The organism is Leptolyngbya sp. AN02str, assembly GCF_050565595.1.
GTDB lineage: Bacteria > Cyanobacteriota > Cyanobacteriia > Elainellales > Elainellaceae > Kaiparowitsia.
This window is the reverse complement of the sequence record NZ_JBNXVR010000026.1, coordinates 39,548-53,708: the sequence shown is the minus strand read 5'-3', so window position 1 is coordinate 53,708 and position 14,161 is coordinate 39,548. Positions and strand designations below refer to the sequence as shown.

The window sequence follows — 14,161 nt, the reverse complement described above, 5'->3', positions numbered from 1 at the left end:
CCAATCGAGGGAATTAAAATGACTACCTATCAAGTTCATTTGATTAACAAGAAACGCAATCTGGATATTACAATTCCAGTCGAAGATGATGTCACGATTCTAGATGCGGCAGAAACAAGTGATTTAGATTTGCCGTTTTCCTGCCAAGCTGGCTCGTGTTCTAGCTGCGTCGGCAAGCTTGTAGAAGGTGAAATCGATCAGTCTGAGCAAGTTTTTCTTGATGATGAGCAGGTTGCGAAGGGATTTATTCTACTTTGCGTTACGTATCCCCGCTCTGACTGTACGATTCGAACTCATCAAGAAGCCTATTTGGTTTAACTGGTCTCGGTTCAGGTATTTACTACAGTTATTCACTGAAGGATGGGCAAGATGTTCAAGCAAGGCTTTGTGGTGTCTGGTTCTTCATTGAGGCTACTTAGGGTAGGAGAACGGGGCGTTGTTGCTAAATTTGGCAAAATTGACGATCGCATCATTCAAAAACTAAACGCATTAGGAATTACCCCAGGAATATCCATCACCTTAGAACAGCGATCGCCTCGTTTTATGGTGAAAGTGGGAAGCGGACGGATTGCCCTTAGTGAAGAAATGATTCGTGCTGTCTACGTCAAAGTCAGCAGCAAAATTGGAAGTTACGGAATTCGGGGAAAGTAATGAAAATTAGTGCAAGGAATACGTTTAAAGGAACGGTAAAAACGGTTTCTGTGGGTGCCGTCAATACAGAGGTGGCGATAGAAATTGCGCCTGGTCTTGAAATCGTTGCCATTATTACCAAATCGTCCGCTGAACGACTTGGTTTAGCAGAAGGAAAAGATGCCTATGCTGTGATTAAAGCTTCTGATGTGATAGTTGCAGTCGATGAAAATACACATCCGTTGTAGCAACCCTATTCATCAACCCAAGGAAGAAATATGGCATATCTAACAGGCTTAACCCTCAGTGGAAAAACTTGGACACCTCAATTTGTTCGGGCAATCAACCAAACCAAGTGTATTGGCTGTGGTAGATGTTTCAAAGCATGTGGACAGAATGTGCTGTTGCTCAAGGCCATGAACGAAGAAGGAGAATTTGTTGAGGATGAAGAAGACGAGGAAATTGAACGAAAAGTTATGACCATTTTTAACTCAGAGAACTGTGTGGGGTGTCAGGCATGTTCGCGGGTTTGCCCGAAGAACTGCTATACCCATAGCCCGCTAGAGGTGGGCTAAAGGCACAACCTGCGATCCAAAACACATTGAGGGTCTTTGAGGATAATTTGCATCAACTTGCGTCAACTTTTTTGTCATGCAACCTTACGGAGAAACCCCTATTGGTTGGCAAAAGTACCAGAATGCGCACCTCATGATCGGTTCAATGTTCTTCGAAAGACTGACGGTAAGCCGATTAGAGCCGATTATAAATTTACCCAATTTGATCTTGCAGAAATTTGTCAGTCAATTAGGGAGGAACTCCCATCGTGAAAGCAACCCAGCCCCGTGCGCATGTATGAAGTGATGACAAAACTCTGCATTGTCGTCAATTTCAATCTGGCGGTTGAGTATGATTGCAGGGATAGCTTACTGAGTGTTATGCAAACGCCACCCAATCGTTCAACGCCCCATCCACCTGATGGACATCAGTGGATTGACTACTACCGAGCTATCGAGGGGCGACCACCGCGTGAGACCCTCCTCAAGGCTCTCACAAACTGTGATGCTGAACCTGCTGCGTCTCGATTTGCTGTGGACTTGGGGTGTGGGGATGGACGGGACACGGTAGAGTTACTGCATCGTGGTTGGCGAGTTTTGGCAATTGATGGAGAAGCGGCAGCGATCGCCCGTCTTTGTCAACGACCTGATATTTCTCCTCAGCAGTTGGAAACTCGCGTAGAGCGGTTTGAAGATTTAACTCTGCCAGAACAGGTGGATTTGATCAATGCCAGCTTTTGTCTACAATTTTGCTCACCTGCTGACTTTCCGGCGTTTTGGCAGAAGCTTGTGACGGCAATTCGAGTGGGGGGACGACTTTGTGGTCAGCTCATTGGCGATTGCGACTCGTGGGCAGCTTATGCTCATATGAGCCACCATACCCGCGAACAGGTAATGGAGTTACTGGCCCCGTTTGAACTTGAGTGGTTTGAGGAAGAAGAGCATCCTGGGAAAACGGCTCTTGGTGTCGAGAAACACTGGCATCTATTCCATCTTGTTGCGCGTAAAATTGGGTAATTTTATTCCGCTGCAATCATCACGCTGCTGGATTTAATTACCGCGAAAACTTCTTTTCCCTTTTTTAACCCTAGTTTGTCGGCAGAGGTTCGAGTCACAACCGAAACTAATTCTACTCCGGGGGCGATCGCCAGGGTGACTTCTGCATTGACATTTCCTTTTACAATCCGTTTTATTTTTGCCTTTAAAATGTTACGGGCGCTGATTTGTAAAGCCTGTAGTGGTGCCGTCTTGATGAGTTCGTCTGTCATATGTGTTGTCGGCAGTAGCTCTTCTTCCTCTAAATCTTCCGACAATGCAATTGAGTTCGTATCCACAGACGCAGAGGAGTTTGACAGCCCCAATTGTCGAATCATTTCTCTCAAGACTTCTGTTTTGGTGCGTTGGGTTTGTTGGCAAATCTCTTCCAAAATTTGTCGCTCTTCGCTTGAGGATTGAAAAGTAATCCAGCCCTGTTCTTTTCTTGGCATCTTAGAATACCAAATAAGTTGGTATAAAGTTAGTAAAATGACATCAAATACAATTTTAGCGGCATTAGCGACATCAGGATTTCGATTGATTTGCATCCATTCTTATACTCCAGTCTTCTCAACCCAAGACTCATGAACGAGAGATGGAGCCTCATTTTTGGTCGTGTTTCAAATGTGTGGTTATTGGTTGTGGAAGGGTGCATCGCACCCCTTCCACAACCAATAACCACACGTCTAGAACATCACCTCATTTTCTAGGTGCATGGCTAAGCCTATCTGTGCTGAAGTCGCCTGTTCCTATTGCTTCATGGAAACCCTGTCTCCACAAAAACAAATGAGCACTAAACGATTCCTGACTTGGTTTGGGTTATTTGTCCTCACCTTTACGCTTCTAATTGCATGTAGCCCAACGTCATCTATTTCCCAAAATTCTGAAAGTTCACCCTCTGTCACGTTAACGGTCTCTGCGGCGGCAAGTTTGCAAGATGCGTTAGAAGCGATCGATCCTCTATTTGAGCAATCCAATCCTACGGTTCAAGTCAGTTATAACTTTGGATCTTCTGGGGCATTGCAGCAGCAGATTGAACAGGGTGCACCAGCCGATGTATTTATTTCTGCGGCAGCAAAACAGATGGACGCGCTGCAAGCAAAAAACTTACTTTTGGCGGATACTCGGCGCAATTTACTGGCCAACCGACTGGCGCTCATTGTGCCTCAAAACTCTACCTTAAATCTCACCGATTTTCGCCAGCTTACGGACACAGGGGTCAGCAAAATTGCTGTAGGAGAACCGAGCAGTGTTCCTGCCGGACAGTATGCTGAGGAAGTCCTCAAAAACTTGAAGTTAGCAGAACCCCTGCAACCTAAGTTTGTGTTTGCCAATAATGTGCGGGGGGTGTTGGCTGCTGTTGAAAGTGGTAATGCAGAGGCGGGGATTGTTTATGCAACCGATGCCAAGCAATCCGATCGCGTCAAGGTTGTGGCGATCGCAGAAGAGAACCTGCATCAGCCCATTGTGTATCCTATGGCAGTACTGAGCAGCAGTTCAAATGCAACAGCGGCGCAAACGTATACTGAGTTTTTATTCGATAGTCAGGCCCAGAATATTTTTCAACAATTTGGGTTTGGTAGGCCTGGAGCACAATAACAATGGATTTCTCTCCGCTCTGGATCTCGCTTAAAGTTGCAGCGATCGCCGTGGCTATCACCTTTTTTTTGGGGATTGCGGCGGCTCGGTGGATGCTAGATTATCGGGGGAAGTTTAAATCGTTAATTGAAGGAATTTTCATCGCGCCCCTCGTTTTACCCCCTACCGTTTTAGGATTTCTGCTGCTGTTGGTGTTTGGCAAAAATGGGCCCATCGGCAAAATTTTGTTCTCCTTGGGAATTAATGTGGTGTTTACCTGGTATGCAGCGGTCATCACAGGCGCGATCGTTGCTTTTCCATTGATGTACAAAACGACGATTGGCGCGTTTGAGCAAATTGATGCGAACCTACAACGGGCTGCGAGAACGCTAGGAGCCTCTGAGACAACTGTTTTCTGGCGAATTACTTTTCCATTGGCTCTTCCTGGCATTTTGGCTGGAACAACCCTAGCATTTACCCGGGCACTGGGTGAGTTTGGCGCCACCTTAATGCTGGCAGGTAATATTCCTGGTCAAACGCAAACCATTCCGATGGCGATCTATTTTGCCGTTGAGGGAGGAGACCGCCACAAAGCCTGGTTTTGGTCGTTGATCATTCTGGTAGTTTCACTTTCTGCGATCGCAGGAGTGAACTATGGGTATGACATACAGCGTCAAAAGAAGTGGAAAAAGAAAGGACGATATCGGGAGCGCATTCTCTCTTCTATGCACTACACTCTTCCCTCTGCGGACAGCCAGGCGATCGCACCTGCCCACTTAATCGTTCAGATCCAAAAACAGTTACCCGGATTTGACCTCAACATATCCTTTACGGTTGATGATCAGCCTTTGGGCTTACTCGGTGCATCGGGAGCAGGAAAAAGTTTAATCCTACGCTGCATTGCTGGAATTGAAACTCCTGACGCTGGACGAATCATCCTAAATGGAAGGGTGCTGTTTGATTCTGACAAAGGAATTAATTTACCCAGTCGTGATCGCCGCATTGGTTTCTTATTTCAAAATTACGCTCTCTTTCCCCACCTTACGGTTGCCCAAAATATTGCCTTTGGTTTACCCAAAGGCACTCCGAAGGCACAAGCTCGGCAGCAGATTGAGGCTCAGCTTGCGATGGTGCAGCTACAGGGTCTGGAACATCGATATCCACATCAACTTTCGGGCGGACAGCAACAACGGGTTGCCCTGGCACGGGCGCTTACGAGTCAACCAGAAGTGTTATTGCTGGATGAACCCTTCTCGGCTTTAGATACTCATCTACGCAGTCAAATGGAACAGCAAATGAGTGCTAGTTTGCTTACTTATTCGGGCGTTTCACTATTCGTCACGCACAACTTAGAAGAAGCGTTTCGAGTCTGCACGAACCTACTAGTTCTAGAACAGGGAAGGGCGATCGCCCATAGCTCAAAACATCATATTTTTGAGCATCCTCAAACCACTAGCATTGCTCAATTAACAGGCTGTAAAAACTTTTCTCGTGCCGTTGCGAGTGGCCCCAGCCAGGTAGAAGCTATCGATTGGGAGTGTACGTTAACCTGCGTTGAACCCATTCCCGCCCAGCTAACCCAAATTGGCCTGCGTGCCCATCAACTGATTTTTTTAGAAACAAACAGCAGCCAAAAGCAGCAGGAAAAACCCTTCTCGTATGGCTTAGCCGAGAACACCTTTCCCTGTTGGTTAACGACAGTTAGTGAAACACCACACCGCATGACGCTGTTCTTGAAATTGCATCGACCTCCAACCAGCCTAAGTGATTACCATCTGCAAGCAGAAGTGTTTAAAGAAAAATGGGCGCTGCTGAAAGATCAGCCTTTCCCTTGGCGTGTGCATCTCGATCCGATGCGGCTAATGTTGCTAGAGCAGTAATCTAGCAACATTTTCACAAATGAGTGTTCAAACTATCATCTTTAAGTCCCTCGATACTATTAAAAACCAGGCCCTAAAACCCTGTGCCGATGGCAATGTACTCGGCACAGGGTTTTAGGGTTTTAGGCTGAATTACGGCTGATGACTGATGAAGCTTTCAGTTAACTGAAAGCTTCATTATTGGGGATTCAAAAAGTTCACCAAGAGCCATATTTGAATCAACTAAGTTAAAACAATATAAATTCGCTCAACTTGAACAAAAATTAATCTTGTCTTTGAAGTATGACTATAAATTCATCCAGTTCTCTGGATAGTGGCAGTTAAGAACCGAGAGTAACGATGTCCTGAGTCAATTCCTCAAGGTTAAATTACATATGCCTTACGCTATTACTGGTCGTTGTATTCAGTGTGATATTTGTCTGCCCGTTTGTCCTACTGGTGCGATCGCAATTTTAGAAGGCAAAGAGTTTTGGATCGACCCAACCCTGTGTAATAACTGTGACGGCCATGCTCCAGAGCCGCAATGTGTTCTGGCTTGTCCGGTTGACTCTCCAATTCCGTTTCAGGCTAAGAAGGGCAGATGCAAAGCGGGCGACAGATCGATTACCAATCCTGATTTATTTCCCAATGGCAAAACGAATTTGTTTGCTTCGGCAATCACAGTTTGGGAACTATGCAATGTTCTAGCACAACGCCGCTCTCTTCCTTGGCAAACGGATGCTGATGGAAAGCTGTACTACCAACGCCCAGTTAACCAGGGACGTAGCTTAGTCACGTTTCATGTAATAGATACTCTGAATACCCAGTCTCCTGTCGCTTTAGGTACAGCAGAAGCCTTGGCGGCAATTGATACATTTGATGTTCGAGCGGCCTGTTTGCATTTAATATATGCAGCTTATGCAGCCTCTTTGGAACAGCCTTGGCAGCAAGAGTTTGTAATTAGCGATCGCCAGATTGAAGAGTATTTGGGATTAGATAAGCGAAAAGATTTGACCAAACCTGCAAAGTTAGCCTTGATAAAAGAGTTGGCCCAGCAACCTTGCAAACTGGCAATCAGTATGGACTGGAAACCAAAGGGAAAAGTAAAAGGATTTTCGTTAGAAACAAGCCAACTTTGGCATTTGCTAGAAATTCAGCATCATTTCCAAGAAGATGAATTAGGTTGCAAGCATATCACTGGGCTAACATTCAGAGTCAAAGCTGGAGCTTGGGCAAGTTACTTCCTAAACCGAAATGGCTATAAAAATCACACTGCTTTTTATCAATATGGAACGCTGCCAAAGTCCCTGCTCACAACAGTGATGAGTATTTGGCAGCAGCATGAAGGGGCAGCCCGAATCATGTTGTGGCTATTGTTTAAAACCAGGATGGGGCAAGAGCAACGAGTTACTGTACCAACCTTAATGCGGGTAGCCTATGGCGAAACAAGACTGGCTCAAGCCGCATCTCAACTCGAAGGACGAAAGCGATTACTTCGTACTTTTGAAAGTGACTTGGAAGTATTGAATCACTACCATATCAAACCTGTTTTTGATCCCATTACTTACCCCACAGAAATTCAACCGTTATGGGCCAAGCTCTCCGAATTACCAGATGATGCAGAAGCAGCGTTGGAGTTTTGGACGAATGACGGGCATCGTGCGTCTCGGCTGACAGATGCGGCTCCAAGAGGTAAGTGGAATCGGCTCATGAACGCTCGCCTGCTTCGCTTTGAGTTGCCAGAAAATTGGCAGCAACCCTCTTCTACCAACTCGAAACAAAAACATCCTCGCAAAACAAATCGCCAGAGATTACTTCCCTCCTATTTCACACTCTCTGGTCAAGAAATTGCCGATGCACGAAAGAAGCTTAAGTTGAGTCAACGCGCTTTAGCTGACCGCATTGGTAAAAGTCAAAGTTGGGTGCGCGATGTGGAGCGAGGACGTTTTCAACCCACGCCCAAATATCAGACAATCCTACGCCGGATATTGCAGCTTGAGTAAAGTTAGTCGCGTCAGGACTTACGCTGTTGAATGATGTTTGGAACGCTAAGCGTTCCAAACATCGTTCAATCCCCTGGTTTTTCGGATGACGTGCGTAAGTTCTAAGCGTATTGTTGCCTAAAATTCTGCTAACGTGTTTGGCTTGGTTTGCGAACTATAGCAATCCCCTCACAGTTGAGAAAAATTGTTCAAAACGCCAGTTTCGGTTAAGGGCTTTTCTGAGGTTTTCGCGGCGCGAAAACCTCAGAAAAGCCCATTTTTGCGTGCGCGTCGCGCACGCAAAAATGGGCACTTCAGCTTATCCATAACTCACGTTTCAAAGCATATTCAACCATTGCGTTAACTCTGGTAAGTAGCGGGCTGTGGCAATACCACCCAAAAAGCCAAACAGGTGTCCCTGCCACGAGATGCCCTGTTTTCTGGCGGGCAAAATTCCCCAAATCAGGGGTCCGTAGAGCAGGGCAACCATGACTGAAACAAGGGCAGAGAGTAAGTCCTGCTCGAAGTAACTCCGAGATAGCAAGAAGCCAAAATAGCCAAAGATGATGCCGCTAGCACCGATGTGAAGGCTTCTAGAAGGGGCAAAGAGCCAGACCCCAAGGCCGCTGAGGAGCCAGATCGCTGCTGTGGCGATCGCAAATTCTATGACGCCATTCAAAAGTGTAAACCAGCCCAAAACGGCCAGAGGTAGTGTGTTTGCAACCAAATGCTTCCATGTGCCATGTAGCAAAGGGGCAAACACAATCCCCCGTAAACCATTTAAAGTTCGGGGAATAATGCCGAAACGATTTAAGCGGTGCCGCAGCAATAGTTGATCAAGGACTTCCAATCCCCAAATGAGCATGATAAAGCCGCCGATGATCTGGGCTTGAAGTTGAAGATCGCTAAACGTCAAAGACAGTGACATGGAAGACGGGCATCAGGTTCTTTCCCAGTCTATAGCGCTATGAAAAAACGGACTCTAAAACTCTGTGCCGCCCGCATAGCGGGCGGCACAGAGTTTTAGAGTTTTATGTTTAGCGATGACTGCTTGCTGATTTGTGTGCTAAGTTCTCGCAAATGTCGACCTTAGGCTTAGAAGCCCCTTGCAGCGCTTGATGCTTGGACGGCGCGCAGATCATAGCGATCAAGGTTCATCACTTTATCCCATGCCGACACAAAATCATTCACAAACTTTTGCTGTGAGTCTACACAGCCATAGACTTCTGCGAGGGCTCGGAGCTGAGCGTTTGAGCCAAAGATGAGGTCAACTCGCGTGGCCGTCCACTTGTGTTCGCCCGTTTTGCGATCGCTCCCCTCAAACTCATACTCCTCTTCCGAGGTTGCTTTCCACGTTGTGCCCAAGTCAAGCAGATTGACAAAGAAGTCATTCGTCAGCGTTTCGGGCCGATGGGTAAACACTCCATGCTTGGAGCCTCCAACATTGGCTCCCAAAATGCGCAAACCACCTAACAGAGCCGTCATTTGAGGAGCAGATAGGGACAGCAACTGCGCCCGATCCACCAACATTTCCTCTAGCGATTCACTGTGTTTGCCGCTGGTGTAGTTGCGGAATCCGTCGGCAGTCGGTTCTAGCACCGCAAAAGACTCAACATCGGTTTTTTCCTGCGATGCATCGGTGCGTCCTGGCGTGAAGGGAACCGTGACCTCGTGACCAGCATTTTTTGCCGCTTGTTCGATGGCTGCGCATCCACCCAACACAATCAAGTCAGCCATCGAAACTCGCTTGCCGCCTGACTGCGAGTTGTTAAATTCCTGCTGAATGCCCTCCAGGGTTTGTAGCACTGTGGCCAACTGCTCTGGCTGGTTGACTTCCCAATCCTTTTGCGGTGCAAGACGAATGCGCCCTCCGTTCGCGCCGCCGCGCATATCGGAGCAGCGGAAGGTGGAGGCCGAGGCCCAAGCCGTCGAAACTAATTGTGAAACCGATAGGCCCGAAGCCAGAATCTTGGTTTTGAGAGCGGCGATGTCCTGCTCATCAATTAACTCGTGATCGACAGCGGGAATGGGATCTTGCCACAGAAACTCTTCTTGAGGCACTTCGGGGCCAAGGTAGCGCGATCGCGGTCCCATATCGCGATGGGTCAGCTTAAACCACGCCTTCGCAAACGCTTCAGCAAACTCGTCGGGATGTTCGAGGTAATGCCGCGCGATCGGGTTGTAGATGGGGTCCATCTTCATCGCCATATCCGCCGTGGTCATCATAGGAGCATGCCGTTTGGATGGATCGTGGGCATCGGGTACCGTACCTGCTCCTGCATCCCCTTTGGGCTTCCACTGCCATGCGCCAGCCGGGCTCTTGGTCAGCTCCCAGTCATAGTTAAACAGGTTTTCGAGATAGGTATTGTCCCATTGTGTTGGTGTAGGAGTCCATGCGCCTTCAATGCCGCTGGTAATTGCATCAACACCAACTCCTGTGTTGTAGGTGCTCTTCCAGCCAAGACCCTGATCCACAATGGTTGCTCCTCCCGGATCAGGGCCAACATGGGTTGCTTCAGCCGCACCGTGGCATTTACCAAAGGTGTGACCGCCAGCCGTGAGCGCGACTGTTTCGGCATCGTTCATCGCCATTCGGCCAAAGGTTTCGCGAATATCGCGCCCTGAGCCGAGCGGATCAGGCTCACCGTCTGGCCCTTCTGGGTTTACGTAGATCAGGCCCATTTGAACGGCAGCAAGGGGGTTCAGCAGAACTCGATCTTCTTCATACCGCTCATTGCCAAGCCAGGTTTTCTCAGACCCCCAGTAAATGTCTTCTTCTGGCTCCCACACATCCACGCGCCCGCCTGCAAAGCCCAGCGTCTTAAAGCCCATTGACTCTAGGGCACAGTTGCCAGCAAAAATCATGAGGTCGGCCCAGGAAATTTTTCTGCCGTATTTTTGCTTGATTGGCCACAGCAACATGCGTGCCTTGTCCAGGTTGGCATTATCCGGCCAACTGTTGAGTGGCTCAAACCGCTGGCTGCCAGAACCCGCACCGCCGCGACCGTCGCCAATTCGATAGGTACCAGCACTGTGCCACGCCATTCGAATAAAGAGCGGGCCGTAATGACCATAGTCTGCTGGCCACCAGTTTTGAGAGGTGGTCATCAGCTCATAAATATCTGCCCTTAACGCTGCTAAATCGAGGCTCTTGAACTCCTCAGCGTAGTTGAACTCTTCACCCATGGGATTGGATTTGGATGAGTGCTGGTGGAGGATGCTCAGATTCAAATAATTCGGCCACCAGTCCCGATTTCCCGTTACCTGACGTGCCTTTCTCTGACCTCCGCCGGTAAACGGGCATCCGCCTTCGCTGCTCATAGTCGCTCCTATTAAGTGTTGTGATATGGTTTTTTTGATGTGCGGTAAACACCGCGAATAAATAACACATTGGCAATTTTTGGAAAAATTGGAGAGGAATATCGGTAAAGAGAAACATAACCAAAGAAAACGATATCCAGTGTTGTAATTTTTAATAATTGATCATATCCAGAGACGGTGGAACCAATCATTTGGCAGCATAGGTTCTGTATACATTAAGTCCTGCATACATAGGTTCTGCATACATAGGTTCTGCATGCCTTGATGGATGGCACAGCTCAGCTGTGCCATCCATGGTTTTCAATGGGAGAAGATTGGGGCTTTTCCAGCTGTGGGAACGGTGGTTATGAAAAAGGAAAGAACCAGATATTTGGAACACGGTCAGGATGCCCAAGACAGGCGAGATAGATACAGCCTGAGCATTAACCACGAGTATCTAGTAACTCGTGGTAATACTGCGATCGCTCACTTGGCAGAAATACGGTTTGCTGCAATGTTTGGTGTTTCACGCGATATGAACGATTGATATGAATTCGACTTACAAAATCGAGATCATGAGAAATCACTAACAGTGCCCCGTGAAATTCATCTAACGCTTCAACGATTTGATCAACTGTTTCGATATCCAAATTATTCGTTGGCTCATCAAGAATGAGTAGGTCGAGTTCTGAAATTGTAATCATGGCGATCGCCAATCTTGCCAATTCTCCACCGCTTAGCGTTGACGCCAGTTTGTGTACATCATTGCCAAAAAATAGAAAGTGACCTAGCTGTTGTCGTAGGAGTTGGTAGTCAATCGCAGAATTGGCCCGCTGGATATTCTCCAGGACGGTTTGCGTTCGATCCACAAGGGCATACTGTTGATCAAGATAAACGACCTGCATTTGGGCAAGTCGGGCACTACCCTGAAGGCGTGCTGAAGCAGAGCCAATCCCCAACATCGACTGCACGAAGGATGATTTACCCGCACCATTTGCACCCACAATTGAAATGCGATCGCCACTTTGAACATGAAGCTGAATGTCTTTGAGTAGCAGGCGATGATCAACCCAAAGGCTCGCATGGTCAATATCAATTAAATTTTGGGGTTTCTGATGGTTTTCCTCCAAATGAACTCTCGTTGCCTTGGTGGTTTTCACTTTGGTTTCAGTCACTTTCTGGGTTGCAGCCGCGATCGCCCGATCATGCTTTACCTTCAAAGTTGCTGCTGTGACTTCGGCTTGTCGCTTGAGCCCTCCGGCCAAAATGCGTGGCATATCTCCGTTCAGTTGGCGACTGCGGCCATTACGACTAGATTGCGCTGCTCGCTCTTGTTCTCGCAAAGCAGATAGTTTGGCGCGTTTTAATTCTTTGCGAGCCGTTTCATGCGATCGGACTCGTGCAGCCTGTTCAAGCTGCTTCTGCTCTTGGTAAAAAGAATAATTTCCGCCATATGTTTGCAATCCATGAGGGGTGAGTTCCCACGTTGTGCGAGTTACTTGATCGAGAAAAAGCGGTTTGTGTGAAACAACAATAAATGCTCCGTGAAACTGGCAAAGAAACTGACGTAATTCTTCAACAGCCAAATAGTCTAAATGATTGGTCGGTTCATCCAGCAGTAATAGATCGGGCGATCGCACTAACCCTATCGCCAGCATCAATTTAGACAATTCTCCGCCGCTTAAACTTTGCATGGGCAATGATACATCGAGAGTCATGCCAAACGTTGTTTCAAGCATCTGCTCAATTTCCCACCATTCATTTGAAATGGCATTCAGAAATGTGAAAATTGAGTTTGATTGAATTGACTCTTGAATAGTGCTGATTTGGGGTAAATAGTACGTTAAACCCATACGAGAAACGGTTCCTTGCTTGGGCTGAATCTCACCAGCAAGAATTTTGAGCAACGTTGATTTACCCACTCCGTTGGAACCAACTAACGCGATTTGGTCACCTGGTGAAACACTGAGATGAATGTTTTGAAATAGAAGACGCGTAGAACTAACCTGATAGCTCAAGTTTTCAGCTATCAAGCAGGGATGCCGATCGTGTAACATCCACGACCTCCTTACACAATAAAACTGCAAAACTACTGCACAGGGCAGAGATATTCATTTGGCAAAAGCTTGAGAAGCCAGGACACAGAACCTTTCTGAGACGTTTCTGTATGCAACGTATGCAAAGAGCTCAGCTTGCAGTTCACAGCACAGCTAACTAACTTTTGCACAAGTTCCTAGCTTTGAAATACTACTTCATTGTTGTGGTGTAGATTGAAGATTCTTACGTTAGAATAACGCAACGTTGGCTACAACGTCTAGAGGGCGAACTCCAGAATTCACCTCTATCTAGTGAAACTAGAGCCTTAAACGAATCACAAATATTTGATTGTCACAGCTTCCCAATGGTCTTTGGGTTCACTTGTTGCATGAAAGAGAACCTCAATTCGTCGCCCTTCGGAATCCAAACCAATCACCAATAGCCCTTGGCTGGTTTGTTCCTGAGCGAAGATACCTCGCATGTCTGAAAATTTCATTTCTCTGCCCGCCGTGAAGAATTGGATGTCTGGACAGCAATAGCTTCGGAATTTTCATACTGCTTGCGATGGCGATCGCCCAGCCGAATATATTCCGAATCTGCTTTTGCTAATTGCCATTTCTCATAAAAAATCTTGGCGGATTCGGCTTTCACGGGATCTTCTTCGCGGGGCAAAACAGTCTTGGTATCTGTTGCGTATTTGCGCCCTGACTTGTGGTTGGCATAACGACGCGATCGCGTGTACCCCATTTGCAAAAACTTGCGTGCCATATCCATTCCAACAAAGTCTTCTTCTTCTTTGTACTGCAGAAACAGTTCATAGATCGCATCCGCTGATTGGCGGGCAACGTCTGGAGTTTTGAACTTCCAGTGGGGCAAGATTTCACTTTTGTAGGGCTCCACTAACAAAACGCCCTGCTCACCGCGACCAATGCGATACAGTTCTGGATGCTGTCGAAAGTTAATGGTCTTAAAGTTGAGTGAATAATCAAATGGCTTCATCCGCAAAAGCTTGGCGCACGCTAAGCCCCTGTGTTGACTTCCTGGCTTGATCGTGACTCATTTTGGGGTCGCTGAAATCGCTCTGTTGGTATACTACTCATGAGTCCTCCTGCCCAAATGGCGCGTTGAAGGATTCATGTCGGAGGGCTAGTGGTCTCACTGCGACAAATGCAGCGGCGATGCATCA

At 47.3% G+C, this 14,161-nt stretch carries 13 protein-coding genes; 8 read left to right on the top strand and 5 right to left on the bottom strand.

The window, feature by feature from the left end; all coding sequences use genetic code 11:
• Nucleotides 1–18: 18 nt before the first annotated feature.
• The 5 genes from ACQ4M4_RS18555 (at nucleotide 19) to ACQ4M4_RS18535 (ending at nucleotide 2,201) form a co-directional block, all read left to right on the top strand.
• Nucleotides 19–318: a 2Fe-2S iron-sulfur cluster-binding protein gene (locus ACQ4M4_RS18555; protein ID WP_430685941.1), complete on the top strand. Its 300-nt coding sequence runs from the start codon at nucleotides 19–21 to the stop codon at nucleotides 316–318.
• Nucleotides 319–369: 51 nt separating this feature from the next.
• Nucleotides 370–651 carry a FeoA family protein gene (locus ACQ4M4_RS18550; protein WP_430685940.1) on the top strand — a complete coding sequence of 94 codons (282 nt, stop codon included), beginning with the start codon at nucleotides 370–372 and terminating at the stop codon, nucleotides 649–651.
• On the top strand, nucleotides 651–878 hold the full coding sequence (locus tag ACQ4M4_RS18545; protein WP_430685939.1) for a TOBE domain-containing protein: 228 nt from the start codon (nucleotides 651–653) through the stop codon (nucleotides 876–878). Before ACQ4M4_RS18550 ends, ACQ4M4_RS18545 begins: the two co-directional genes overlap by 1 nt.
• 30 nt (nucleotides 879–908) lie before the next feature.
• Complete coding sequence (gene fdxB, locus ACQ4M4_RS18540) at nucleotides 909–1,205, top strand: ferredoxin III, nif-specific (protein WP_430685938.1); 297 nt, start codon at nucleotides 909–911, stop codon at nucleotides 1,203–1,205.
• A gap of 360 nt (nucleotides 1,206–1,565) precedes the next feature.
• Entirely contained in the window at nucleotides 1,566–2,201 is a 636-nt protein-coding gene (locus ACQ4M4_RS18535; protein WP_430685937.1) for a class I SAM-dependent methyltransferase, read from the top strand.
• Nucleotides 2,202–2,203: 2 nt separating this feature from the next.
• Here ACQ4M4_RS18535 and ACQ4M4_RS18530 read toward each other — a convergent pair whose 3' ends face one another.
• Complete coding sequence (locus ACQ4M4_RS18530) at nucleotides 2,204–2,767, bottom strand: TOBE domain-containing protein (protein WP_430685936.1); 564 nt, start codon at nucleotides 2,765–2,767, stop codon at nucleotides 2,204–2,206.
• 238 nt (nucleotides 2,768–3,005) lie between these two features.
• Between ACQ4M4_RS18530 and modA the strand changes: the two genes are divergently transcribed.
• The 3 genes from modA (at nucleotide 3,006) to ACQ4M4_RS18515 (ending at nucleotide 7,659) form a co-directional block, all read left to right on the top strand.
• The gene (modA, locus tag ACQ4M4_RS18525) at nucleotides 3,006–3,818 is read left to right on the top strand and encodes a molybdate ABC transporter substrate-binding protein (RefSeq protein WP_430685935.1); all 813 of its coding nucleotides are present in this window, start codon (nucleotides 3,006–3,008) and stop codon (nucleotides 3,816–3,818) included.
• A 2-nt stretch (nucleotides 3,819–3,820) separates the two neighbouring features.
• On the top strand, nucleotides 3,821–5,677 hold the full coding sequence (gene modB, locus ACQ4M4_RS18520; protein WP_430685934.1) for a molybdate ABC transporter permease subunit: 1,857 nt from the start codon (nucleotides 3,821–3,823) through the stop codon (nucleotides 5,675–5,677).
• A gap of 374 nt (nucleotides 5,678–6,051) precedes the next feature.
• On the top strand, nucleotides 6,052–7,659 hold the full coding sequence (locus tag ACQ4M4_RS18515) for a helix-turn-helix domain-containing protein (RefSeq protein WP_430685933.1): 1,608 nt from the start codon (nucleotides 6,052–6,054) through the stop codon (nucleotides 7,657–7,659).
• Between the two features lie 316 nt (nucleotides 7,660–7,975).
• On the opposite strand, the gene ACQ4M4_RS18510 is transcribed toward ACQ4M4_RS18515, so the two are convergent.
• From ACQ4M4_RS18510 to ACQ4M4_RS18495, 4 genes are all read right to left on the bottom strand, one after another.
• Nucleotides 7,976–8,566, bottom strand: a complete 591-nt coding sequence (locus tag ACQ4M4_RS18510) for a rhomboid family intramembrane serine protease (RefSeq protein ID WP_430685932.1) — start codon at nucleotides 8,564–8,566, stop codon at nucleotides 7,976–7,978.
• 167 nt (nucleotides 8,567–8,733) lie between these two features.
• Nucleotides 8,734–10,959: a catalase/peroxidase HPI gene (katG, locus tag ACQ4M4_RS18505; RefSeq protein WP_430685931.1), complete on the bottom strand. Its 2,226-nt coding sequence runs from the start codon at nucleotides 10,957–10,959 to the stop codon at nucleotides 8,734–8,736.
• A gap of 422 nt (nucleotides 10,960–11,381) precedes the next feature.
• Nucleotides 11,382–12,995 carry a ribosomal protection-like ABC-F family protein gene (gene abc-f, locus ACQ4M4_RS18500; protein ID WP_430685930.1) on the bottom strand — a complete coding sequence of 538 codons (1,614 nt, stop codon included), beginning with the start codon at nucleotides 12,993–12,995 and terminating at the stop codon, nucleotides 11,382–11,384.
• A 472-nt stretch (nucleotides 12,996–13,467) separates the two neighbouring features.
• Nucleotides 13,468–13,974 carry a DUF4385 domain-containing protein gene (locus ACQ4M4_RS18495; RefSeq protein WP_430685929.1) on the bottom strand — a complete coding sequence of 169 codons (507 nt, stop codon included), beginning with the start codon at nucleotides 13,972–13,974 and terminating at the stop codon, nucleotides 13,468–13,470.
• Nucleotides 13,975–14,161: the final 187 nt, after the last annotated feature.